Here is a 23,066-nt window from a genome sequence, read left to right as displayed (position 1 = left end):
AAGGCTCTCCATGCCCGAGCAGCACGACCCGCACGATCCGGTCCCCACGCGCGCGAAGGTGCTCGTCATCGGTGCCGGTCCGGCGGGACTGGCCGCCGCGGCCGCGCTCAAGGCGCTCGAGGTCCCCTTCGACCTCGTGGACCGCGCGAAGGACGTGGGCGGCATCTGGAACCTGCAGCGCGAGGACTCCCCGGTGTGGCCCGCGCTCGAGATGGTCTCCTCCCGCGAGAGCACGCAGTACGAGGACATGCTGCAGCCGGTGTCCTTCCCCGAGTTCCTCACGCCCGGGCAGATGGCGAAGTACCTGCGCGCCTACGCCGCGCGCCATGACCTCACCGCGCACTTCCGCCCCGGCGTCGAGGTGCGCTCGGCGCGCCCCTTCGAGGACGGCGTGTGGCAGGTGGAGCTCTCCACCGGGGAGATCCACGTCTACGGCGCCGTCGTCTCCGCGCACGGCATCGCCGAGCGCCCCCACCGCCCCGCGTGGGCGTCGGAGGTGGGCCACGGCACCACGGTCATCCACTCCTCGCAGTGGAACGGGGCGGACGGCCTCGAGGGCCGGCGCGTGCTCGTCGTCGGCTCGGGGCAGTCCGCGGCCGACATCGCCGTGGACGCCGCCCGCCGCGCCCTCGAGGTGCAGTGGTCCGTCCGCACGGGCCACTGGGTGGTGCCGCGCCGCATCGCCGGGACCCCCGGCGACGTGCTCGCCGCGCGCGAGCCGGCAGTGCTGGGCCGCCTCAACGGGAGGATCGCCGAGGCGGTCGTCTCCCGCGCCGCGGGCGATCCGGCCTCCGTCGGCCTGCCCGCCCCGACCGCCCCGCTGCTCGAGGACTCCGTGATCGTCTCCGACGACGTCCTGGACCGCGTGCGCGAGGGCCGCATCACCCCCGTGGGCGCCGTGACCGGCATCGAGGACGGCCGTCCCGTGGTCGCAGGGCTCGGCCCGGTCGCCGCGGATCTCATCATCCTCGCGACCGGCTACGAGACCGGCGCCGGCCACCTCCCCGAGGGCGTCGTGCCCCGCACGGCGAACGGCGACCTGGACCTCTTCCTCGGCGCGTTCCCGCGCGGCCGCGACGACCTCGTGGTGCTCGGCCAGCAGCGGGTCACCGGCGGTGTGCTGCCGGTGCTCGTGGAGCAGGCCGACGTCGCCGCCTACCTCCTGCGCGCCCGCTTCGACGGCGCCGCAGGGTCGACGGGGATCGAGCAGTTCCGCCGCCTGCGCGCGGGCTCGGACTCCGCGGTCCCGACGGCCCCGGCCCCGGGCGGTGAGGGCCTGCGCGGCCGGCTCGGGTCGCTCCTGGGCGGCGGCGCGCGCCGGCCCGCCGCGGTCGAGGGCACCGGTGAGCGGCTCGTGCCGTTCACCGACCGCGAGCAGCTCCTCGCGCGCCTGCGGACGGTGCGCTCGCTGCTCTCCTGATCCGCGAGCGGCGGAGCAGCAGCGTCACGACGGCGGCGATCGCGGTGAGCAGGGCCACGCCCAGCACCGCGGCGCCGCCGCGGCGCTGATCGGCGAGGGCGTCGGCCCACCAGGTGCGTCCGGTCGCGCCGAACCAGCTCGCCGCGAGCAGCACGTCGGTGCCGAGCAGCGCGGCCCCGCCCGCCGCGGTGAGCGCGAGCGGCACGGCGGCCAGCAGGAGCGGCCGTGTCGAGGCCCGCACGGCGAGCACCGGCAGCACCCCCGCGAGCAGCGACAGCAGCTGCAGGGCGAGGTGCGCGGGATGCGAGTCCAGGGCGAGGTGCAGCACGGGTGAGACCGCATAGGCGGCGCCCACCAGCAGCAGCGGCGCCGCGGCGGGCAGCAGGAGCAGCAGCTGCGACCGCCCGGTGAGGGCGCGCCACCGCTCGGGCACCGTGAGGGCGCTGCCGATCAGCACCCCGGCGAGCGCGGCGAGCAGCACGTGCTGCAGCAGGTGCGCGGAGGAGGCGACGGTCGCGTAGACCTCGAAGGGGCCCTGCGTGAGCACGAGCAGCGCCCCGAGCCCCAGCAGCAGGCGCACCGTCGCGCGGCGCGGGCGGGCCGGGGCGGCGGCGCGCCACCACACGAGCAGCACGACCGCGCAGAGCGCCAGGTGGAAGGGCGCGGGGCGCCACTGGGCGAGCAGCGCGGGGAGCTCCGGCGCGGGCGGCAGCACGTAGCCCGTGAGCAGACCCGCGGGGCCCGAGGGCGGCGTGGACTGCTCGGCGGGCGGCGGGGAGGAGCTCATGGCCGCGGCCAGGGAGACGGCGAGCGCCATGAGCACGAGCTCGAGGAGGGCGAGGCGGCGGTAGGCGGCGACGGAGCCCCGCGCCCAGACGGTCCCCGCGGTCGCGAGCTCGCGGCGCTGCAGGGCGCCGAGCACGCCGAGGGCGATCAGCAGGGCCGCCTTCGCGAGGCCGATCTGCACGTAGGCGCTCGTGAGCAGGTCGCCGGGGCCGTTCATCCGCACCGCGAGCGCCCACACGCCGCTCAGGGCGAGGGCGATCCAGCACACGAGGGCGAGGTGCGAGTAGCCGCGCACCACGCGGGCGTCGTCCCGGGAGCGCTCGGGGAGCAGCTGGAGGGTGCCGAGGCCGCCGAGCCAGACGCCCACGGCGAGCAGGTGCACGAGCATCGTGGAGGTCGCGACCTCGTGGCTCGAGTCCCCCGCCGCGTGCCCGGTCATCGCGGCGCTGAAGGCGAGCATCCCGGCGAGCACGGCGACCGTGCGGGCGAGGCCCACCGAGGAGCCGGTCGCGGCGGCCGTGGTCGCGATCGCCGCGAGGACCACCGCCGTGATCAGCCAGACCCCGAGGTCGGTGGAGACGAAGACGAGCAGGTCCGAGCCGAAGCGTGCGCTGCCCACGGGCTGCCCGGTCGCGACCGCGTAGGAGAACAGGAGGGACACGCCGCGGGCGAGGGTCGTGACGCCGCCGGCGATCGCGACGAGGGCCATGGCGCGCACGCGGTCCTCGTCCTCGCGCAGCAGCCAGCCGGCGACGACGGCGCCGCCCAGCAGCACCGCGGCGGCGAGATCGGCGATCAGGGAGGCGACGGGGCCGCCGTGCCGGGCGACGGCGCCCGCGTCGGCCAGGGCGAGGGCGCCGCCGCCCGCGGCGTCGGCCGCGAGGACGGAGACGACGGCGACGAGCACGAGGACGCCGCCGGCGGCGAGGAGCGCGCCGGGATGGGGACGGGTGGTCACGAGCCGATCACCAGCCCCAGCCACAGGAAGGCCATGGAGACGCCGACGGAGAGCATGAGGTAGCCGAGCGCGATCGAGGCGGTGCCGCGGCGCACGAGGTCCACGACGTCCATCGCGGCGGTCGAGAGCACCGAGAGGCCACCGCAGAGCCCGGTCCCGAGCAGCAGGAACACGTAGCCGGCGCCGCCGGTCGCTGCGCCCAGGCGGGTGACGACGATGCCCAGCAGGAAGCTCGAGACGACGTTCGCCGTCCAGGTCATCCAGGGGCGCACGACGGCGAGGTCGACCTCGGGCAGGCGGCGTGCGAGGAGCCGCGGCCCGTGCTCGGCGAGGGCCCAGCGGCCGACGGTGCCGATGCCGGCGCCGATCATGACGAGGAGCAGGCCTCCGAGGCCCAGCAGCGCGGTGGTCATCGGGCCTCCCCCTCCACCGGCGACACCGGCGACTCGGCGGAGCGCACCCGGGCACCCGGGCCGGGCAGCGCGGCGGGCGTGCGGGAGCCGTCGTGGAGGGCCGGGTCCGCGACGGGGCGGGCGATCCGGCGGGCGATCAGCAGGCCCAGCACCACCGCGCCGAGGCTCAGGGAGACGGTGAGCATGCCGTAGGCGAGGGCCAGGATCGGGAAGTCGGCGCCGAGCATCGCCGAGCCCTCGAGAACCACCGCTGACATCGTCGTGAAGCCGCCGCACAGCCCCGTGCCCAGCAGCGGCATCGTCCAGGCCGGGGCGCGGCGCACCTCGAGCACGCCGGTGAGCGCGCCGAGCGCGAGGCAGCCGATGACGTTCGCCCAGAGGGTCGCCCACGGGATCTCGACGAGGGTGGGCGTCGTGACGGTCGGCGCGATGACCGAGATCAGGTACCGCAGGCCGCCGCCCACGGCGCCGCCGATGCCGACGAGCAGGGCGGTGCGCCGCGCGGTGAGCCCGCCGGGCTGCACGGGGCCGGAGCCGAGCACCCGCGAAGCCTCGACCTCGTCGAGCTGCAGGGCGGCCATCTCGACCGTGTGCATCCGCGGGTCGTCGCGGCGCGCGGAGCTGTCGCGGGCTGGAGGGGTCGAGGTCACCGGATCAGGGTACCGATGCTCGTCCCGACCGGACCCAGGGTGGCCCCGGACCGGCCACCGGTCACCCCCAGACCAGGCCCATGCTCGGGTTCTCGAGCACCGCGGAGACGTCCCGCAGGAGCTCCGCGCCGAGGGCGCCGTCGATGAGGCGGTGGTCGAAGCTCGCGGCGAGCTGCACGACGCGGCGGGGGACGATCTGGCCGTCCACCACCCACGGCTTCTCCTTGATCGCGCCCACGCCGAGGATCACGGACTCGCCCGGGTTGAGGATCGGGGTGCCCGAGTCGATGCCGAACACGCCGAAGTTCGTGATGGTGATCGTGCCCTGGCGGGTCGCGGAGAGCGGGGTGCGGCCGGCGCGGGCGGTGCGGGCGAGGTCGTCGATCGCGTCGGCGAGCTCGCGCAGGGTCATGAGGTGCGCGTCCTTGATGTTGGGCACGATGAGCCCGCGCGGGGTGGCCGCGGCGATGCCGAGGTTCACGAAGTGCTTGTAGACGATCTCGCCGGCGGCCTCGTCCCAGGAGGCGTTCACCTCGGGGTTGCGGCGGATCGCGACGAGCAGCGCCTTCGCGACCACGACGAGCGGGGAGACCTTGACGTCCTTCCACTCCCGTGACGCCTTCAGCTGCTGGACGATGTCCCAGGTCGCGGTGATGTCCACCTCGTTGAACACGGTGACGTGGGGGGCGGTGAAGGCGGAGGCCACCATCGCCTCGGCGGTGCGCTTGCGCACGGAGCGGATGGGCGCGCGGGTGGTGCGCTCGTCGCTCGTGACGCCGGCGAAGGGCTGGTCGCGGACGGACTTCATGGCGCCGCCGAGCCCCTCGGGGACCTGCGGGGACTCCTCGGGGAAGAAGTCGGCGTCGCTCTCGCCGGAGGTCGTGCCGGAGATCGCGCGCTGCTGGGCGCCGAGCACGTCCTCGCGGGTCACGGTGCCGCCGGGGCCCGTCGCGATCACGGAGGACAGGGCGATGCCGAGGTCGCGGGCGAGCTTGCGCACGGGCGGCTTCGCGAGGGCGCGCTCGGCCGGGTACTGCTCGTCCCCCGCCTGCTCCTCCTGGGCCGCGGGGCGGCGGCGCCGGCGCTGCGGGGCCTCCTTCGCGCCGTAGCCCACGAGGTTCTTCGGCTCGGCGTCGGCAGGGTCCGGCGCCGCGGCCGCGGGCTCCTCGGGCGAGGGCACCTCGGTGTCGACGTCGGGCGTCGCTGCGCCGGAGGGCGCTGCGCCGCCCGCGGTGTCGACCTCGATGAGCGGGGCGCCCACGGCGACCTCGTCGCCCACGGCGACGAGCACGCGGGTGACGGTGCCGGCGACGTGGCTGGGGAGCTCGACGGCGCTCTTGGCGGTCTCGACCTCGATCACCGGGTCGTTGATGGCGACGGCGTCACCGGGCTTCACCTTGATGTCGAGGATCTCCGCCTCGGTGAGGCCCTCACCGGGATCGGTGAGGTCGATCGTGACGAGCGACGGGGTGGGCTGGGAGCTCATGGCGGTGATCCTTTCAGTGCTGCAGGACGCGGTCCACCGCATCGAGCACCCGGTCGAGGTCGGGGAGGTAGGCGTGCTCGGTGCGCGCGGGCGGATACGGCGTGGAGTAGCCGCCCACCCGCGTCACGGGCGCCTCGAGGTGGTAGAAGCACTCCTCGGCGACGCGGGCGGCGATCTCCCCGCCGAGGCCGCCGGTCACGGGCGCCTCGTGGACGATGACGAGGCGGCCGGTGCGGCGCACCGAGTCGGTGACGGTGGGCAGGTCCAAGGGCGCGAGGGAGCGCAGGTCGATCACCTCGAGCGAGGTGCCGTCCTCCTCCGCGGCGCCGGCGGACTCGAGGGCGAGCGGCACGCTCGGCCCCCAGGCGAGCAGCGTCGCGTCGGTCCCCTCGCGCAGCACGCGGGCCTGCCACGGGGACAGCTCGGGGCGGTGGTCGGGGTCGACGTCGCCCTTGATCCAGTAGCGCTTCTTGGGCTCGAGCATGATGACCGGGTCCTCGGACTCGATGGCCTGGCGGGTCATCCAGTAGGCGTCCTGCGCGGAGGCGGGGGCGAGGATCCGCAGGCCCGCGGTGTGCGCGAAGAGCGCCTCGGGGCTCTCGGAGTGGTGCTCGACCGCGCCGATGCCGCCGCCGTGCGGGATGCGGATGACCATCGGCAGGGTGACGCGGCCGCCGGTGCGGTAGTGCATCTTCGCGACCTGCGTGGTGATCTGGTTGAAGGCGGGGAAGACGAAGCCGTCGAACTGGATCTCGACGACGGGCCGGTAGCCGCGCATCGCGAGGCCGACGGCGGTGCCGACGATCCCCGCCTCGCCGAGCGGCGTGTCGACCACGCGCAGGGCGCCGAACTCGTCGAAGAGGCCGTCGGTCACGCGGAACACGCCGCCGAGGCGGCCGATGTCCTCGCCCATGAGCATGACGTGGTCGTCGGCGCGCATGGCGTCGCGGAGACCGGCGGTGATGGCCTTGGCGATGGGCAGCGTCGTGGCGTGCCCGGAGCGGGTCTCGGTCATCGCGCGGTCTCCTCGTCCTCGAACTGGGCGGCGTACTCGAGGTACTGCTCGCGCTCGGCGTCCACGACGGGGTGGGGCTCGGCGTAGACGTGGTCGAAGATCATCACCGGGTCCGGGTCCTCCATGCCGTGGATGTGGTGGTGCAGCTGCATCGCGAGGTCGTGGCCCTCCTCGTCGCAGCGCTTCACGTAGTCCTCGCCGATCTCGCCGAGCTGCTCGAGGTGGCGGCGCAGCCGCAGGATCGGGTCCTTCTCCGCCCATTCCTGCTCCTCGGCGCCGGGACGGTAGCGGGAGGCGTCGTCGCTCGTGGTGTGCGCGGCCATGCGGTAGGTGACGGCTTCGATGAAGCGGGGCCCCTCCCCCGCGCGGGCGGCGTCGAGGGCGCTGCGCACGGCGCCCATGACGGCGAGCACGTCGTTGCCGTCCACGCGCACCGAGGGGATGCCCCAGCCGCGGGAGCGCTGGGCGAGCGGCACGCGGGACTGGACGGCGGTGGGGACGGAGATCGCCCACTGGTTGTTCTGCGTGTAGAAGACGGTGGGCGCCTGGAAGGAGGCGGCGAAGGTGAAGGACTCCGCGACCTCGCCCTCGCTCGAGGCGCCGTCGCCGAACAGGGCGAGCACGGCGGTGTCGGTGTCCCGGTCGCCGGTGCCGACGAGACCGTCGCGCTGCAGGCCCATCGCGTAGCCGACGGCGTGCGGGGCCTGGGAGCCGAGCACGATCATGTACGGGTGGGTGCGCAGCTCCGCGGGGTCCCAGCCGCCGTGGCTGATGCCGCGGAACATCTCGAGCAGGCGCCAGGGCTCGATGCCGCGGGCCCACGCGACGCCGTGCTCGCGGTACGTGGGCACGAGGTAGTCGTGGGCGCGGGACGCGTGGCCGGCGCCGATCTGCGCGGCCTCCTGCCCCAGGGCGCTCGCCCACAGGCCCAGCTGGCCCTGCCGCTGGAGGCTCGTCGCCTCGAGGTCCGCGGCGCGGATCATCACCATGTCGCGGTAGTAGCCGCGCAGGCGCTCGGGGGTCTGGAGGTCGTCGTCACCGCCCCCGCCCGCGCTGCCGTCGAGGACGGCGTCGAACTCGTCGTGCGGGGTCCGTGTGCCGTCCGGTGCGAGGAGCTGGATCATCGGCTCCTGGTCGGCCACGGCGGGGATCGTCGTCTGGAACACGCTCACGGCGGAGAGACTAACCTACGGTGGCGTAGGTTCCAAGCAGGGCTCCGTGCAGGGAGGTGCCCCGCCGGCGGTCGCACCGCATGCCGCACCGGCATCTAGGCTTGACCCATGGCGCACATTCTCGTGGTGGACGACGACCCGGACATCGTGGAGCTCGTCTCCCTCAAGCTGCGCGCGGGTGGGCACGAGGTGACCGTCGCGGGCTCCGGCGAGGCGGCGCGCGATGTGCTCGCCTCCCGTCGCGACGTGGACCTCGCGGTGGTCGACCACATGATGCCCGGGATGACCGGCGTGGACCTCGTGAGGGCGCTGCGCGCCGAGGGATCGCAGCTGAGGATCCTCATGCTCACCGCCCGCAGCCAGGAGCGCGACCTCGAGAACGGCTTCACCGCCGGGGTCGACGACTACATGACCAAGCCCTTCTCGCCCCGTGAGCTCGCAGCCCGGGTCGGCGCGATGCTCGCCCGCCGATGACGCTCCTCACGCCGCACCTGATCCTCGTCGCCCTCGCCGCGCTCTGGACACTCATCGCCGCGACGGTCCTGCTCATCCTCCTCTCCCACGCCCTGCGCCGGGGGAGATCCCGGCACCGAGAGGAGCTGGACCGCAGGGCCCGTCCCCTCGTCGTGCGCTTCGCCCTCGCCGAGGAGGACGACCCCGCGCTCGAGGGCACCCTCGCCCGCGCCTCCGGCGCCTTCGGCGACCGGGTGGACGAGCGCCTCCTCTCCGTGCTCGAGACCCTCCGCGGCGACTCCCGGGAGCGCATCGTCGCCCTGCTCGTGGACCGGGGGCACCCGCCCCGGCTGCGGAGACGGGCTCGGTCCCGACGCACGACCGTGCGCGCCGCCGCCCTCCGCCGGCTCGGACAGCTCGCCCTCCCCACCGACGAGGACCTGATCCGCGGGGCCACCGCCGACCCCTCACCCGTCGTCGCGGCGATCGCGATCCGGGCGGCGGCGTCGTACCCCGGCCGCGCCTCCGTCGCCGCGGCGCTCGAGCGTCTCCGCGGCCGCGGCGAGGTCCCCGCGCTGGTGGTCGTCACCTCGCTCATCGCCCAGGGTGCCGCGTCCGCCGACGCCCTGGCCGCGATCCGGGAAGGCCTCGTCGACCCGTCGAGCCGCGTGCGGGCCGCGTGCGCCCAGACGCTCGGGGAGCTCACGAGCACCGCCGACGCCGCGGCGCTGGGCCGCCTCCTGCGCCGCGACCCGACCCCCGGGGTGCAGCTCGCCGCCGCCACCGCCCTCGAGCGGGTCGGCCGGGCGTCCGCCGTGCCGGCGCTCCTGGACGGGACCCGCTCCCCCTGGGGCCCGGTGCGCACGCACAGCCTGCTCGCCCTCCTCGCCCTGCCCCGCGAGGTCACCGCCGCGGCCCTCGCCGAGGTGGCGCGTCGGCCCGATCCCCTCCTCACCCCGCTGCTCGCGGCGCAACCCGCACCACCGTCCCCGGAGGCCCACCCGTGATCGAGCTCCTGGACCTCACCGGCACCACCGCCCACCAGGTCGTCCGGACGGTGCTGATCTGGACCGCCTGGCCGACCCTCGCGTACTTCGTGGCGATCAACGCCGTCTACCTGTGCCTGGTGCTGCTCGGGTTCGCGGACACCCGGCGCTCGGCCGCACGGCGCTCCGTCCTCGACCTCGCCGAGACAGCCACGTCCCCGGTCTCCCTGGGCCTGACGGTGATCCTCCCCGCGTACAACGAGTCCGCGGTGATCATCGAGTCGGTGCGCTCCGCGCTCGCCCTCGACTACCCCGACCACGAGGTCGTCGTCGTCAACGACGGGTCCACGGACCCGACCCTCGCCGTCCTCCGGGAGACCTTCGACCTCGTCGAGAGCCGCCGTGTCGTGGACACCGGGCCGCATCTGGAGATCCGCGGCCGCGTGCGGGGCGTGCTCGAGCCCCGCGACCCCTCGATCCCGCTCGTCGTGCTCGACACCGAGAACTCCGGGCGCTCCGACGCCGTCAACGCGGGGATCGGCCTCGCCGCGAAGGACCTCGTGGTCATCATGGACTCCGACTCCGTCATGGACCCCGACGCCCTGCTCCTCGCGGTCCAGCCCTTCCTCGACGACCCGCTGCGGGTCGTCGCCGCCGGGGGGAACATCCGCGCCGTCAACGGCAGCCGCGTCGTCGCCGGCCGCGTCACCGCGGAGGGCATGCCGCGCCCCTGGCTGGCCCGCTTCCAGGTGGTCGAGTACCTCCGGGCGTTCAGCCTGGGCCGCGCGGGGTGGTCCCGCCTCGGTGCACTGCTGCTCATCTCCGGCGCCTTCGGCGTCTACCGACGGGACGTGCTGCTGGCCGTCGGCGCACTGGACCCCGACACGATCGGCGAGGACTTCGAGCTCACCCTCAAGGTCCATCGCTGGTGCCGCCGGCGACGCCGCGACTACCGCGTCGTGTACGTCTCCGAGCCGACCTGCTGGACCGAGGTGCCCTCCACCCTGGCCGTGCTGCACCGCCAGCGCGCCCGATGGCACCGCGGGCTGTGGGAGGTCCTGTGGAAGTACCGCGGCATGCTGCTGAACCCCCGCTACGGGCGCATCGGCATGCTGGGGCTCCCCTACTACTGGCTGTTCGAGCTGCTCGCGCCGCTGTTCGAGGTGCTCGGCGCGGTGATCATCCTCGCCGCGCTGCTGACCGGTGCCGTGAACGCGACGATGACCCTCGCCCTGCTGGGCGTCGCGATCGGATGCGGCGTGCTGGTCACGATCCTCTCCGTGCTCCTCGAGGAGATCTCCCTGCGACGCGCCTCCACCGCGGGGGACCTCCTGCTCATGATGGGCTGCGCGCTGCTGGAGAACCTCGGCTACCGTCAGCTCACCGCGGTGTGGCGTCTCCAGGGCTGGTGGCAGGCGGTGCGCGGGAGGACGGCGGTGTGGGGCGAGATGACCCGCTCCGGGTTCGACGCCTCCTGACCCCTGTCCTCAGGTCCGCACCAGCGGGATCCTCATCTCCACCCGGGTCCCCACGCCCACCTCGGAGGAGATCGCCATCTCCCCGCCGTGCGCGCGCACGATGCGACGGGTGATCATCAGCCCCAGGCCGTACCCGGCGACGCCCGCGCTCGTGGCCGTGCGCGCCCGGAAGTACGGCGTGAACAGGCGCTCGAGGTCCTCCGCGCCGATGCCGATGCCCTCGTCGGCGACACCCAGGACGGCATCGGGCCCCTCGGTGCCGAGCGACACGGTGACGGTCCCGCCCTCGTGGGCGTACTTCACGGCGTTGGTGAGCACGTTGTCGACGGCCTGCCCGAGCCGCTCGGGGTCGGCGTTGACCAGCTCCACGGACGCGGCGACCCCGGCAAGGTCGACGCGGAGCCTGCGGGCCCGCAGCCGCGGCTCGAGCGCCTCCACCTGCCGGCGGAGGAGCTCGTCCAGGGCGATGACGCGACGGGGTCCCCCGCCGGACCCGATCCGGTCGCCGCTCACGGTGCGGGCGGTCTCGAGCAGCCCCAGGATCAGACGCTGGAGGCGTTCGACGTTGCGGCTGACCACGGCCAGGTGCCGGCGGATCGTCTCGGGGTCGCCGCCCGCCCCCTCGGCGACCTCGTCCTCGATCAGCTCGACGTACCCGGTGATCGAGGTCAGCGGGGTCTTCAGCTCGTGGGAGATGTTCGCGAGGAACTGCTCCTCCTGGAGCACCGCCCCCAGGGAGGCCGTCACGTCGTGCACGACGACGAGCATGCGGTCGGGGTCGAGCCGCGTGGAGGAGACGGAGAGCGCGACCCGGCGCCCGGTCGCCCCCGAGGACCAGACCGCCTCACCGTCCAGCTCGCTGCCGCGGGCGGCACGGGCCAGCGGGTGACGCTCCGGGGGCAACGGACTGCGCCCGCTCTCGCCGAACACGGGATCGGCGAGCAGGTCGTGGACGTCGAGGCCGCGGGAGGCGCCGCGCAGCCGGCCGGAGGACTCGAGCACGCGGCCGTCCTCGTCGAGGACGAGACTCACCACGCCGAGGGACGCGCTCACGGCCTCGAGGCGGCGCGTGTGCTCGTCCAGCCGCACCATCGCCGACGCCACCACGAGCCCCATGGCGGCCACGAGCAGGCTCGAGGCCAGTCCTCTCGAGAGCACGGCCACGGGATCCAGCGCCGGGGTGATCACGAGGCCCAGCGGCACGGAGAGGAGCGAGATGCCGATGCCCAGCATCGCGCCCCGGTAGCGCAGCTGGGCGGCGAGCCACACGCAGGGCACCGCCATGAGGAAACCCTGGAACCCCATGACGTTCGCGAGCGACCACCGCGAGACGGCGAGGACCAGCAGGTCCGCGACGGGGAGCAGGATCAGGAGGTCCGCGGAGCGGGGTCGTGCCACCCGGCCCGCGCGGCCGACGACGACCGTGACGAGCAGGACGAGGGTGAACAGGTGGACGGCGACCTGGCCGCCCCAGTACAGGGCCGGGTTGCCGAGCGTCCGGTCGCTCACCAGCAGCACGCCCACCAGCAGGCACGCCGAGAGCGTGAGCTGGTGGGCGAGCGCAGCACGAGGACCCAGCAGCCGGGGCCCCGGCCCTGTGGCGAGCAGCCGACGGCGGAGCTGCTCGAGAGGGGTTCTTGGGCTCATCCGTGAAGCCTAGCGACGCCACCGACCCTCGTGCGCCGCAGGGGGCCGGTGTCGGGTCAGGCGCCCGTCGTCGTGCCGCCCGCCTCCGCCACGGCACGCTCGAGCGCGGCCTTGTCGAGGGTCTCCTGCTCGGCGTCGAGGTCGACGACGGGCAGCGGGCAGTCGCCGAGGTCCTGGATCTCCAGGCGGGCGCCGCCGGCGCGCATCGACTGGTGGGCGATCACGCCGGGGAGCGTGTAGCGCGCGGCCTGCCAGGCGTTGACGACGGGCTGGTGGCCGCCGGAGACGGCGCGCGCGAAGTCGTCCACGAGGAAGTGGTGGGCGCCCTCGTGGCCGTTGGGCATGCCCTGGAACTCGGCGGGCAGGCGGGTCTGGTGGTGCGCGGGCGAGGCGCCGGCGACGAAGGCGTCGCGCAGGGTGGGAGAGACGTCGGCCAGGCGCGGGTCGTCCAGGCTCATCGTGCTGCCGGTCGCGACGAGCTCGGTGACCTCGAGGACGGTCTCCTTGTCGTGCCAGTAGGTGACGTCGACGGTCTCCTCGAAGCTCGCCTCCTCGCCGAAGAAGCGGAAGCGGGACTCGCGCTTGTGGCTCGGGTAGCCCACGCGCCGCAGCTCGTTGGTGCGGAAGGCGCCGCCGTTGTCCATCTCGAACAGGGCGAAGGCGTTGGAGACGTCGTTGTCGAACTGGGAGACGGTCTTGTCGAAGACGCCGTCGCCGCGGGTGTCCGGCCGGCCGATGCAGGAGACGGACACCGCGTGGCGCTCGCCGAGCACGCCGAGGATCCCGCCGATCGAGTGGGTCGGGTAGAGCATGGGCGGGTAGGAGGCGGTCGACCTCCAGCCCTCACCGCCGGAGTACTTGTAGGCGTCGTAGAAGCCGAGGTCCATGTCGTGGACGTAGTCGCCCTCGGCGTAGAAGACCTCGCCGAACGCGCCGGAGCGGTGGATCCGGCGGGCGAGCACGACGGCGGCGTTGTACTGGCTGGTCTCGCCCATCATGTAGACGAGCCCGGTCTCCTGGACGAGGCGGGTGATCTCGCGGATCTCCGCCTCCTCGATCGCCATCGGCACGGCCGAGTAGACGTGCTTGCCGGCCTCGAGGGCGGCGATCGCGATGCGCCCGTGGGTCCAGCGCTGGGTGAAGATCGCGACGGCGTCGACGTCGGAGGCGAGGAGCTCCTCGACGGAGCCGAAGCGGCCGGCGAAGCTCACGGCGTGCTCGGGGCGCTGCTCGAGCGCGTCGATGCGCTCGGGGACGTCGTCCACGGCGTAGACCGCGGAGATGTCGGGATGGGCCGAGAAGAGCTCCGCGAAGTGGGACCCGAACTGTCCGATCCCGATGATGCCCAGCGTGAACGACATACTTCCTCCTTGAAATAAAGTGTCGGGAGGAACGCTACGGCACGTGCGGGGACGGAGGCAAGGGGTCTCCCGCCCCCATGTCGCCCAGCGCCGGCCAGCGGGAGTCCGCCCACGCCGTCCACGTCGCATGGCCGACGGGCGGCGCAGGGAACGGGGTGCCCGCGATCTCGTCCGCCGTGGGCGGCGTGAACAGGGCGAGGTACCGGTCGTGGTCCTCGTCGGACATCGCGAAGGTCGTGTGCGGGGCGGCGCGGAAGCGCTCGTCGGCGCGGCGTCGCCGCTCGGGCTCGGGGACGGAGAAGGACTCCAGGCGGAACCCGGCCCCCGCGGCCGCGGCGATCGCCCGCAGCGACCACCGCTCCTCCGCGGACCAGCAGCCGAAGTCGAGCACGACCGAGGAGCCGCCGCGCAGGACCTGCACGGCGGTCCAGATCATGCGCCCCTCGAGCACGTCCCGGCTGCCGTCGACGTCCGACGCCCCGAAGAGCGGGTTCATCCACTCGTCCGGGGCGAGCCGCAGGATCCGGTGCCGCTCCGCGAAGGCCCGCGCCCAGGTCGTCTTGCCGGTGCCCGGGAGCCCCACGGTGAGGTGCAGCGTCGGCCCCGTCGATCCCGCCGATCCCGCGAGGGCGCTCACAGCCGGCGCCAGCGTCCGCTGCGCCAGACCTCGCGCCACGGCGGCACCTGGAGGCCGCGCGCGGCCATCCGTCGGCGCAGCCGCCAGCGGGAGACCAGCATCCCCGTGACCCCGAGCGCGAGCAGCGGCAGCTGGACGGCGAAGGCGAGGCGGAAGGCCTCGAGGTCGTAGTCGCCCGCGGGGCGCTGGAGGTCCAGCAGCACGCCGATCAGCAGCGTGGCCACGAGCCCGCCGATGAACCCGCCCATGATCACGACGCCCGTCGCCGTGCCGAGGCGGTGCTGGGCGAGGTCCGTGCGCGGGAAGTCGAAGCCCACCGAGGAGGCGGGGCCGCCCACGGAGAACCCGGCGACCATGACCAGCAGCAGCCACAGCGGCGCCGGCCCCGGCCAGAGCACGAGCGCGGTGAGCGGCAGCACGATCGAGAGCACGATGAGCAGCACGAGGGTCGAGCGGCGCAGCGGATGGCGCTGGGTGAGCGCACCGACGAGCGGGCCACCCACGATCGAGACCACCACGAGCACCGTCATCACGCCCGAGGCCGCCGCACGGCCGAGCCCCTCCCCGGCCGTCAGGTACGGGTAGCCCCACATCATCGCGAAGACGATCCCGGGGAAGCCGGCGGTGAAGTGGGAGAAGAAGCCCAGCTGGGTCGAGGGATGGCGCACGATCCGCGCGACCTGCAGCGGCATCCGGCGCAGGTCCTGTCGGGCCCGCGGCCGCGGCGCACCCGGCGGCACGGCGCGCACGATCAGCAGGACGAGCAGCGCGGCGACGGCGCTCATCCCGGCGGCGCCCGTGAAGGCCGTGGTCCACCCGGCCGCGCCGAGCAGGGCGACGAAGGGCACCGCGGAGGCGATCTGGCCGACCTGGCCGAGGATGCCGGTGAGCTGCGTGAGCACGGGGACGCGGGAGGCGGGGAACCAGGCGGGCACGAGCCGGATCGCGCTCGAGAAGGTCAGCGCGTCCCCGGCACCCACGACCACGCGGGCGAGGATCGCGGTGCCGACGACGTCCGCATGGGCGAGCAGCAGCTGCCCGCTCCCCATGAGCAGCGCCCCGGCGACGAGCGTGACGCGGGAGCCGTAGCGGTCCAGGAGCAGGCCGGCGGGGATCTGGGCGAGCGCGTAGACGAGGAGCTGGAGGACGACGAAGGTGGAGACGATCGTGGCGGAGGTGCCGAAGCGCTCGGTCGCCTCGAGGCCGGAGACGCCCATCGTGGTGCGCTGCAGGACCGCGATCGCATAGGCGAGGATCGCGACGATCCAGACGAGATGCGCCCGTGGGCCCCCGAGCCGTGCGGGCATCCGCTCCCGGGCACTCGTCGCGGCACCCCGCACCATGCAGTCCTCCCCTGCCGGCGCCGTCCCCGCGCAGGGCCTGCGCGGCGCGCGCCGATCCACCTCGTCCGACGCTCCCAGGGTAGCGGCGCAGCCGCTCGCACCTTACCGGTGACCACCTCCGCGTCGCCCTCCGCCACCCCGCCGCTCCCGCACGCCCCTCCCTCCGCACCCCAAGGTCCAACCTTTCCTCCCACGACCCATCCATCCACATTCACGGTGCAGCCCTTGACATCGGGGACACCCACTGACCGCGAGTGATGTCACCATCTGTCCACGGATACCTGTCCACAGATTCGTCGTACACCCTTTCGAAATCGACTCGCTCATGGGAGAATGGAGGCATGTCGACGACGCCCCGCTCCCCCGCCGCCCAGGAGGGCCCCACGCCCTTCCGGGCCACGGCCGCGAGCCTGCGCGACGGCGACCTGGCGGGACTCGGCCACCTGCTCGGGGACGTGGCGCACTGCCTCGCCGATCTCGCCGCGGAGCCGGGTGAGCTCTTCACCCCCGAGGCGCCCACCACCGCAGCGGAGGCGGGCTCCCGCACCCTCGTCCACCTGCTCGCCGTCCAGCAGGACCTGCGCGCCGCGCTCCACGTGCTCGAGGCGCGCACGGCCGTGGCCCTCGAGACGCAGACCCGCCGGGAGGTCGAGGCCCGCGCCCGGGACGAGGCCGCGCACGAGCAGGCCGCGCTCCCGTCACCCACGGCGCTCGACGACCGCGCCGCCGCGATCGCGCGCCGCGACCTCTCGCTGATCTCCCGCCGTTCCCCCGCGCACGCCGGGCGCGCCCTCGCCGTGGCCCACCGGCTCGTCGAGGAGATGCCGCAGGTCCGCACCGCGCTCGCCCGCCACCTCCTCTCCCCCGAGGTCGCCACCGCGCTCGCGACGGCGACCGCGACGGTCACCTCCGCGCAGCGTCGCGAGGTGGACGCGGCCCTCGGCGAGCGCCTGCCCTACCTCGACGGCGCCGGGCTGCGGGACTGGAGGGACGAGGCCCACGGGATCATCGCGGGCCTCGACCCCGAGGGCGCGACCCTGCGCCATCGCCGGGCCCGTCGCACCCGTTCCGTCACGCTCACCCCGGGGGCGGACGGCATGGCCCGGTTCTCCGCCCTGCTGCCCGCAGTCGACGCGCACCTCGTGCACAAGCGCCTCTCCCTCGAGGCGGAGCGTCGTCGCGCCGACGGCGCCTCGGACGGCCACGTGGCGATCATGGCGGACTCCCTCGTGGACACCGTGCTGGGACGCGAAGGCGCGATGGAGCAGGTCGAGCTCGACGTCGGCGTCATCATCACCGACCGCGCCCTGCTGCTGCCGGACTCCGGGGACCCCGCCCGCATCGCCGGCTACGGAGCCGTCCCGCCCGAGGCGATCCGCGAGCAGCTGCGCGCCTGCCTGACGCCGCCCGCACCGTCCTCCGTCGACCACCCCGTCGCCGACCCCTTCGGGGCCGACGGCCCCGAGGTGCGCGCGGTGCTGCGACGCCTGTACACGCATCCCACGAGCGGCGAGCTCGTCGCGGTGGAGTCCCAGGGCCGGGCGTTCCCCGCGGCGCTCGGTCGCGTCCTCACCTGGCGGGACACCTCCTGCCGTGGTCCGTTCTGCAACGCCGCCGCCCGCCAGCACGACCACGTGCACCCTCACGCACGGGGCGGGCCCACGAGCGCGAGGAACGGCCAGGAGCTCTGCGCGCACTGCAACGACAAGGAGCAGCAGCTCGCGCGGGTCGAGACGATCGGTGCGGCGGCGGAGCATGCCGATCCGCCGGGCGGCACCGCGCAGCAGAGTCCGCCCGCGCACCGCGTGGCATGGACCGGGCACAGCGGCGTCACGCGCGTCACCGGGCCGCGCCCGCTGGTCCGCCCCCTGCCGCCGGAACGCGCGCCGTCCGTCTCGTCGTCGCACGGCTCCTCGACCCAGGGGAGACTGCGGGCACACCTCCGTCGCCGCCGGACGCCTGCCCCGGTGCATCCGCTCGGGGCCGCCCTCGAGATGCTCCTCGCCGGTCACCGGCCTCCCCGGGGATGACACTCCCGGGGAGAGAGGCTCAGCGCTGGTCGGCGCGCTCCCGCCAGGCGGCGGCCGCAGAGATGAGCAGATCGCTCGCCTCCGCCTCGGCGATGGAGGCACGCGCGCCGTCCGTGCCGTAGCTGCGCAGCACGACCCCCCGCTCCTCGGCGAAGGCCGCGAAGGCCGCGGAGTCCTCACCGAGCGGGAAGTAGACGAAGTTGCCCTGCGAGGCCGGGAGCTCCCAGCCCTGCGCGGCGAGGGCCGACTGCACCCGTTCGCGCTCGGAGCGGATCCATGCCGCCTGCTCGTCGAGCCGCTCCCGCACGGCGGGCCGGAGGGTCGCGAGGGCCGCGGCCTGCGCCGGCAGGCTCGCCCCGAAGGGCACCGTCACCTGGGACAGCGCGCGGGCGAGACGCGGGTGCGCGATCGCGTACCCGATCCTCAGGCCCGCGAGGCCCTGCATCTTCGAGAAGGTCCGCAGCACCACGACGTTCCCGTGACGCCGGAACAGCGCGGCGGTGTCCAGCACCGTCCGCGGGTCGTGGAACTCGCGGTAGGCCTCGTCGATCGCGACGACGACGTCCTCGGGCACCGACCCCAGGAACTCCTCGATCGCCTCCGTGGTGAGCGAGACGCCGGTGGGGTTGTTCGGGGTGCACAGCAGCACGAGCCGGGTGCGCTCGGTGATCGCCGCGGCCATCGCCGGGAGGTCGTGCTCGAGGGCGTCGGTGAGCGGCACGGGGACGGAGGTCCCGCCGTGCGAGCCCACGAGGATCGGGTACGCCTCGAAGGAGCGCCAGGCGAAGACCACCTCGTCCCCGTCGCCCACGAGCGCCCGCACGAGGTCGCCGCTCACGGCGACCGCCCCGGTGGAGAGCACCACCTGGGAGGGGTCCACGCCGTGCTCCGCACCGAGCGCCTCGCGCAGCTGCAGCGCGGCCGCGTCCGGGTACCGGTTCGTGCCCGACATCGCCGCGATCGCCGCGTCCCGCACCTCCGGCAGCGGCGGGAACGGCGACTCGTTCGAGGAGATCTTGAAGCGGCGGCGCCCGTCGTCGGCCGGGGGCCGGCCGGCCACGTAGGCGGGGAGCGCCTCGAGGGCGGGCCGCACGCGGATCGACTCGACGGGCTGGGCAGGCTGGGGCTGGGAGGGCTGGTCGGGCATGCCGTCAGGGTATGCCGTCCCGACCCTGCCGACCGCCGCGTCCGTGGGGCGCGAGGAGCGGAGAGTGTCGCTCAGCCCAGCAGCCGCAGGATCTCCTCGACCACGAGCTCGGGCTGGTCGACGGGGACGAGGTGCCCCGACCGCTCCGCGGCGACGAACCGGCCCGCACCTGCGCCCGGTCTCGGCCCGGCGCGCTCGCGGTGCGCCGCGGTGAGCTCGTCCCGCAGCCGCCGGCCGAGCCCCTCGGGGTGTCTGCCCGAGATGACCGTGAGCGGCACCCCGCGGAGGTCCGGCGGGTCGAGCCGCAGATGCCGCAGGCCGCGCGTGATGTGGCGGGCCTCCTCGCGCACGGTGCGCGCCGCGGCGGCGGTCGCGACGGACGCGGCGGCCTGCTCGCGATGGGCCTCGGGCAGTCCGCGGGTCGCGGAACGCTGGAGGCGACGCAGCAGGTGCGCCCGGTCCAGCAGCACCATCGCGTGGCCCTGCACGCGGTTCATCACCTCGACCGTAGGGGTGAAGTACAGGTCGGCGAGCTCGTCCGCCGGGTCCACGAGCACCACGCCGGCGACCGCGCGCCCCTGGGCGGCGAGGTCGGCGGCGAGCGTGCGCACCACGGGTCCGCCCCAGCTGTGGCCCACGAGCACGAGCCGTCGGTGCGGCACCGCCGCGACGACCGTCCCGAGCTCCGCGGCGAGCGCACCCAGGTCCCGGGGGCCGCCCGCCGGGTCGCTGGCCCCGTAGCCGGCACGGTCGTGGGCGAGCACCTGCAGCGGGCCGACGGGCCCTGCCGCCGCGAGGCCGTCGAGCACCGCTCCCCAGCTCGCCGCCCCCGCCCCGAGCCCCGGCTCGAGCAGCACGAGGTCCCCCTCCGGGTCCCCCACCGCCGTCCCGTCCGTCGAGCCGACGGACCCCAGCAGGTGCACACGACGGCCGTCGACGACCAGATGGCGGGAGAGAGCGCTCATGCGCCGATCCTCGCAGCGCGATCGAGGGCCCGGCACGGGGATATCCCCCGTGCGCCCGCCCGGGCCGACGGCGATGATGGGGCATGCGATTCCTCGGCCACATCATCGTCACGTCCCTCGCCCTGTGGGTCACCGCCCTGATCCTGCCCGGCATGCACCTCGGCGACGACTCCGCCTCGATCCTCACCCAGGTGCTCACGATCGCGGCGATCGCCCTCATCCTCGCGATCCTCAACACGATCGTGAAGCCGATCCTGTCCCTCCTCGCCCTGCCGATCACGTGCCTGACGCTGGGTCTCTTCCAGCTCGTCATCAACACGCTGATCCTGCTGCTGACCAGCTGGGTCTCCGGCCTGTTCGGGCTCACGCTGGCCTTCGACACCTTCTGGTGGGCGCTGCTCGCGGGCGTCATCATCGGCATCCTCTCCGCGATCGTGGAGGCCGTCACGGGGATCGGCGACCGCGAGGACGCCTGACCCGGGAGGCCCGCCCTCCCCTGCGCATCCCGCCCCTGCCCGGCCCGACCCCCGGGCAGGGGCCGACGGCGGCCCGCATCTCTGGGAGAATCACCCCCATGGCTCACTCCTTCGCGGACATCACTCCCCCGATCGCCCTCACCCCGCTCGACGGGCGCTACCGCTCGCAGGTGGCCCCGCTCGTGGACCACCTCTCCGAGGCGGCCCTGAACCGGGCGCGGCTCGTCGTCGAGACCGAGTGGGTCATCCACCTCCTGGACCGCGAGGCGATCCCGGGCCTGCGCACCCTCACCGAGGACGAGCGCGCCCTGCTCCGCTCGATCCCCGAGGAGTTCGGCGCCAAGGGCATCGCCGAGCATGCCGAGATCGAGCGCGAGACCGTCCACGACGTCAAGGCCGTCGAGTACTACATCAAGCGCCGCCTCGCCGGCACGAGCCTCGAGCCGCTCGCCGAGATCGTGCACATCTACTGCACGAGCGAGGACGTCAACAACCTCTCCTACGCGCTCATGGTGCGCGGGGCCGTGCACGACGTGTGGCTGCCCGCCTACGAGGCCGTCATCGGCGACCTCGCGCAGCTCGCCCGGGACACCGCGGAGGTCCCGATGCTCTCCCGCACCCACGGCCAGCCCGCGACCCCGACGACACTCGGCAAGGAGCTCGCGGTGTTCGTGCACCGCCTGAGCCGCCAGGCCCGCAGGATCCCCGCCAACCAGATCCTCGGCAAGATCAACGGCGCGACCGGCACCTACGCCGCGCACGCGATCTCGGTGCCGGGCACGGACTGGGAGGAGGTCTCGCGCAGCTTCGTCGAGCACCTCGGCCTCACGTGGAACCCGCTGACCACCCAGATCGAGTCCCACGACTGGCAGGCGGAGATCTACGCGGACGTCGCCCGCGCCGGCCGCATCCTCCACAACCTCGCGACGGACGTCTGGACCTACATCTCGCAGGGCTACTTCCGCCAGCGCCTCTCCGCGCAGGGCGGCACCGGCTCCTCGACCATGCCCCACAAGGTCAACCCGATCCGCTTCGAGAACGCCGAGGCGAACCTCGAGATCTCCGGTGCCCTGCTGGACTCGCTGTCGCAGACCCTCGTCACCTCGCGCCTCCAGCGCGACCTCACCGACTCGACCACGCAGCGCAACATCGGCACGGCGCTCGGCCACTCGCTGCTCGCGATCGCGAACCTGCGCAAGGGCCTCGCGGGTCTCGACGTCGACCCGGACGCCATGGCGGCGGACCTCGAGGGCAACTGGGAGGTGCTCGGCGAGGCCGTCCAGTCCGTCATGCGCACCCTCGGCGTGCAGGGCACCACGGGCATGGACAACCCCTACGAGCGGCTCAAGGAGCTCACCCGCGGTCACCGCGTCACCGGCGAGGGCATGCGCGAGTTCATCGAGGGCCTCGGGCTCCCGGAGGCCGAGCGTGACCGCCTGCTGGCCCTCTCCCCCGCGACCTACGTCGGCTACGCGGCGCGCCTCGTCGGCCACCTCGACGAGGACCCTGTCGGGGGCGACACCGGGGGGTCGACCGCGTCATGACCGCTCCGGAGGCGGCCGCCCACGGCGACCACGGCACGCACGGGGATCCCGGGTACCAGGACTCCAAGGCCGCCTACCTGCGACGGCTGAGGCTCATCGAGGGGCAGGTGCGCGGGATCGGCCGGATGGTCGAGGAGGACACCTACTGCATCGACGTCCTCACCCAGGTCTCCGCGGCGACGAAGGCGCTGCAGTCGGTGGCGCTCGGCCTCGTGGACGACCACATCCACCACTGCGTGCACGACGCCGCGGAGTCCGGGGACTCCGAGGAGCTGGACCGCAAGATGGCGGAGATCATGGCCGCCGTGAAGCGGCTCATGAAGTGACGCCGCCCCGCGAGCTCAGCGCGGGCGGACGCTGAGCTCGTCGATGCTCGCCTCGGCCGGCAGGTCCAGCGCGAGCCGCACGGTCGCGGCGACCGTCGCGGGGTCCACGTAGTCGCTCTCGCGGTACTCGCCCTTCTCGAAGTCCCGCAGCTGGCGCTGCATGTCCGTCGCGACCCGGCCCGGGTGCACGGAGCTGACGCGCACGCCGTGGGCGCGCTCCTCGTCGCGCAGCGCGTCGGTGAGGGCACGCAGCGCGAACTTCGAGGCCGCATAGGCGCCGCCTCCGCCCTTGGCGGTGTAGCCGCTGCCGGAGTTGATGGTGACGACGGTGCCGCGGGCCTCCCGCAGCGCGGGCAGCAGCAGCCGCGTCAGCTCCGCGACGGCGGTGACGTTCACGGTGAGCGACCGGGTCCAGTCCGCCGTGGAGAGGTCCTCGACCCGGCCGCTGACGAGCACGCCCGCGGAGTGCACGAGGCCGTCGAGCCCGCCGGGGAGGTCGAGGGCGCCGACGGCGGCCGCCGTCGCGGCGGGGTCCGCGAGGTCGGCGACGAAGGTCTCCGCGGAGGGGAGCCCCGCGGCGAGCGCGGTGAGCGCCGCCTCGTCACGACCGCCGAGCAGGAGGTGGTGGTCCGGGGCGAGGGCGAGCGCGATCTCGCGACCGATCCCCCGGTTCGCACCGGTGACGAGGACGCGCGGGAGGGCAGTGCTGTCGTTCATGCCTCGAGTCTGCCATCGGTGCCGCCGCTGCTCCTGACGCTAGACGGTGGGTGGGA

21 protein-coding genes are annotated in these 23,066 nt (G+C 74.3%); 8 read left to right on the top strand and 13 right to left on the bottom strand.

The window, feature by feature from the left end; genetic code table 11:
• Window positions 1-10: 10 nt before the first annotated feature.
• Window positions 11-1,420 (top strand): NAD(P)/FAD-dependent oxidoreductase, encoded by a 1,410-nt coding sequence (locus C1N80_RS05955; RefSeq protein WP_137769938.1) that lies wholly within the window; start codon window positions 11-13, stop codon window positions 1,418-1,420.
• Here the strand turns inward: C1N80_RS05955 and C1N80_RS05950 are convergent.
• From C1N80_RS05950 to C1N80_RS05925, 6 genes are all read right to left on the bottom strand, one after another.
• Window positions 1,362-3,164, bottom strand: a complete 1,803-nt coding sequence (locus C1N80_RS05950) for a copper resistance D family protein (protein ID WP_137769937.1) — start codon at window positions 3,162-3,164, stop codon at window positions 1,362-1,364. The two genes, C1N80_RS05955 and C1N80_RS05950, sit on opposite strands and share 59 nt — an antisense overlap.
• On the bottom strand, window positions 3,161-3,577 hold the full coding sequence (locus tag C1N80_RS05945; protein ID WP_137769936.1) for a CrcB family protein: 417 nt from the start codon (window positions 3,575-3,577) through the stop codon (window positions 3,161-3,163). The genes C1N80_RS05950 and C1N80_RS05945 overlap by 4 nt, the downstream gene beginning before the upstream one ends.
• Window positions 3,574-4,227, bottom strand: a complete 654-nt coding sequence (locus C1N80_RS05940) for a CrcB family protein (protein ID WP_240811251.1) — start codon at window positions 4,225-4,227, stop codon at window positions 3,574-3,576. Before C1N80_RS05940 ends, C1N80_RS05945 begins: the two co-directional genes overlap by 4 nt.
• A gap of 61 nt (window positions 4,228-4,288) precedes the next feature.
• Window positions 4,289-5,713: a dihydrolipoamide acetyltransferase family protein gene (locus tag C1N80_RS05935; RefSeq protein WP_137769935.1), complete on the bottom strand. Its 1,425-nt coding sequence runs from the start codon at window positions 5,711-5,713 to the stop codon at window positions 4,289-4,291.
• Window positions 5,714-5,726: 13 nt separating this feature from the next.
• Window positions 5,727-6,728, bottom strand: a complete 1,002-nt coding sequence (locus C1N80_RS05930) for an alpha-ketoacid dehydrogenase subunit beta (RefSeq protein ID WP_137769934.1) — start codon at window positions 6,726-6,728, stop codon at window positions 5,727-5,729.
• The gene (locus C1N80_RS05925; RefSeq protein WP_137771675.1) at window positions 6,725-7,852 is read right to left on the bottom strand and encodes a thiamine pyrophosphate-dependent enzyme; all 1,128 of its coding nucleotides are present in this window, start codon (window positions 7,850-7,852) and stop codon (window positions 6,725-6,727) included. Before C1N80_RS05925 ends, C1N80_RS05930 begins: the two co-directional genes overlap by 4 nt.
• 156 nt (window positions 7,853-8,008) lie before the next feature.
• On the opposite strand from C1N80_RS05925, the gene C1N80_RS05920 reads away from it, so the two are divergent.
• From C1N80_RS05920 to C1N80_RS05910, 3 genes are read left to right on the top strand one after another with little or no spacing between them, the layout of a single operon-like run.
• A complete protein-coding gene (locus C1N80_RS05920) occupies window positions 8,009-8,374 on the top strand; it encodes a response regulator transcription factor (RefSeq protein ID WP_137769933.1) in 366 nt (121 codons plus the stop codon).
• Window positions 8,371-9,360, top strand: coding sequence for a HEAT repeat domain-containing protein (locus C1N80_RS05915; RefSeq protein ID WP_137769932.1), 990 nt, complete (start codon window positions 8,371-8,373; stop codon window positions 9,358-9,360). The genes C1N80_RS05920 and C1N80_RS05915 overlap by 4 nt, the downstream gene beginning before the upstream one ends.
• On the top strand, window positions 9,357-10,817 hold the full coding sequence (locus C1N80_RS05910; protein ID WP_240811250.1) for a glycosyltransferase family 2 protein: 1,461 nt from the start codon (window positions 9,357-9,359) through the stop codon (window positions 10,815-10,817). The genes C1N80_RS05915 and C1N80_RS05910 overlap by 4 nt, the downstream gene beginning before the upstream one ends.
• Before the next feature lie 9 nt (window positions 10,818-10,826).
• Here C1N80_RS05910 and C1N80_RS05905 read toward each other — a convergent pair whose 3' ends face one another.
• The 4 genes from C1N80_RS05905 to C1N80_RS15625 are packed head-to-tail and all read right to left on the bottom strand — an operon-like array spanning window position 10,827 to window position 15,805.
• Window positions 10,827-12,464: a cell wall metabolism sensor histidine kinase WalK gene (locus C1N80_RS05905; RefSeq protein WP_137769931.1), complete on the bottom strand. Its 1,638-nt coding sequence runs from the start codon at window positions 12,462-12,464 to the stop codon at window positions 10,827-10,829.
• A gap of 56 nt (window positions 12,465-12,520) precedes the next feature.
• Complete coding sequence (locus C1N80_RS05900) at window positions 12,521-13,825, bottom strand: Gfo/Idh/MocA family protein (RefSeq protein ID WP_137769930.1); 1,305 nt, start codon at window positions 13,823-13,825, stop codon at window positions 12,521-12,523.
• A gap of 34 nt (window positions 13,826-13,859) precedes the next feature.
• Window positions 13,860-14,462, bottom strand: a complete 603-nt coding sequence (locus tag C1N80_RS15630; RefSeq protein WP_205750681.1) for an ATP-binding protein — start codon at window positions 14,460-14,462, stop codon at window positions 13,860-13,862.
• Window positions 14,459-15,805 (bottom strand): nitrate/nitrite transporter, encoded by a 1,347-nt coding sequence (locus C1N80_RS15625; protein WP_240811249.1) that lies wholly within the window; start codon window positions 15,803-15,805, stop codon window positions 14,459-14,461. Before C1N80_RS15625 ends, C1N80_RS15630 begins: the two co-directional genes overlap by 4 nt.
• Window positions 15,806-16,146: 341 nt before the next feature.
• On the opposite strand from C1N80_RS15625, the gene C1N80_RS05885 reads away from it, so the two are divergent.
• Complete coding sequence (locus C1N80_RS05885; protein ID WP_168198031.1) at window positions 16,147-17,835, top strand: HNH endonuclease signature motif containing protein; 1,689 nt, start codon at window positions 16,147-16,149, stop codon at window positions 17,833-17,835.
• A 19-nt stretch (window positions 17,836-17,854) separates the two neighbouring features.
• Here the strand turns inward: C1N80_RS05885 and C1N80_RS05880 are convergent, their stop codons facing one another.
• Window positions 17,855-18,982 carry a histidinol-phosphate transaminase gene (locus tag C1N80_RS05880; RefSeq protein WP_137769928.1) on the bottom strand — a complete coding sequence of 376 codons (1,128 nt, stop codon included), beginning with the start codon at window positions 18,980-18,982 and terminating at the stop codon, window positions 17,855-17,857.
• Between the two features lie 71 nt (window positions 18,983-19,053).
• Complete coding sequence (locus C1N80_RS05875) at window positions 19,054-19,947, bottom strand: alpha/beta fold hydrolase (protein ID WP_168198030.1); 894 nt, start codon at window positions 19,945-19,947, stop codon at window positions 19,054-19,056.
• 83 nt (window positions 19,948-20,030) lie between these two features.
• Between C1N80_RS05875 and C1N80_RS05870 the strand changes: the two genes are divergently transcribed.
• The 3 genes from C1N80_RS05870 (at window position 20,031) to C1N80_RS05860 (ending at window position 22,293) form a co-directional block, all read left to right on the top strand.
• On the top strand, window positions 20,031-20,423 hold the full coding sequence (locus C1N80_RS05870) for a phage holin family protein (protein ID WP_137769927.1): 393 nt from the start codon (window positions 20,031-20,033) through the stop codon (window positions 20,421-20,423).
• Between the two features lie 98 nt (window positions 20,424-20,521).
• The gene (gene purB / locus C1N80_RS05865) at window positions 20,522-21,967 is read left to right on the top strand and encodes an adenylosuccinate lyase (RefSeq protein ID WP_137769926.1); all 1,446 of its coding nucleotides are present in this window, start codon (window positions 20,522-20,524) and stop codon (window positions 21,965-21,967) included.
• A complete protein-coding gene (locus C1N80_RS05860) occupies window positions 21,964-22,293 on the top strand; it encodes a metal-sensitive transcriptional regulator (protein WP_137769925.1) in 330 nt (109 codons plus the stop codon). The genes purB and C1N80_RS05860 overlap by 4 nt, the downstream gene beginning before the upstream one ends.
• A 15-nt stretch (window positions 22,294-22,308) precedes the next feature.
• On the opposite strand, the gene C1N80_RS05855 is transcribed toward C1N80_RS05860, so the two are convergent.
• On the bottom strand, window positions 22,309-23,010 hold the full coding sequence (locus tag C1N80_RS05855; protein WP_137769924.1) for an SDR family oxidoreductase: 702 nt from the start codon (window positions 23,008-23,010) through the stop codon (window positions 22,309-22,311).
• Between the last annotated feature and the right edge of the window lie 56 nt (window positions 23,011-23,066).

This window comes from Brachybacterium sp. SGAir0954 (assembly GCF_005490785.1).
In the GTDB taxonomy this organism is placed as follows: domain Bacteria; phylum Actinomycetota; class Actinomycetes; order Actinomycetales; family Dermabacteraceae; genus Brachybacterium; species Brachybacterium rhamnosum.
Note: the sequence above shows the minus strand (reverse complement) of the source record. Positions and strands in the feature narration are given on the sequence as shown.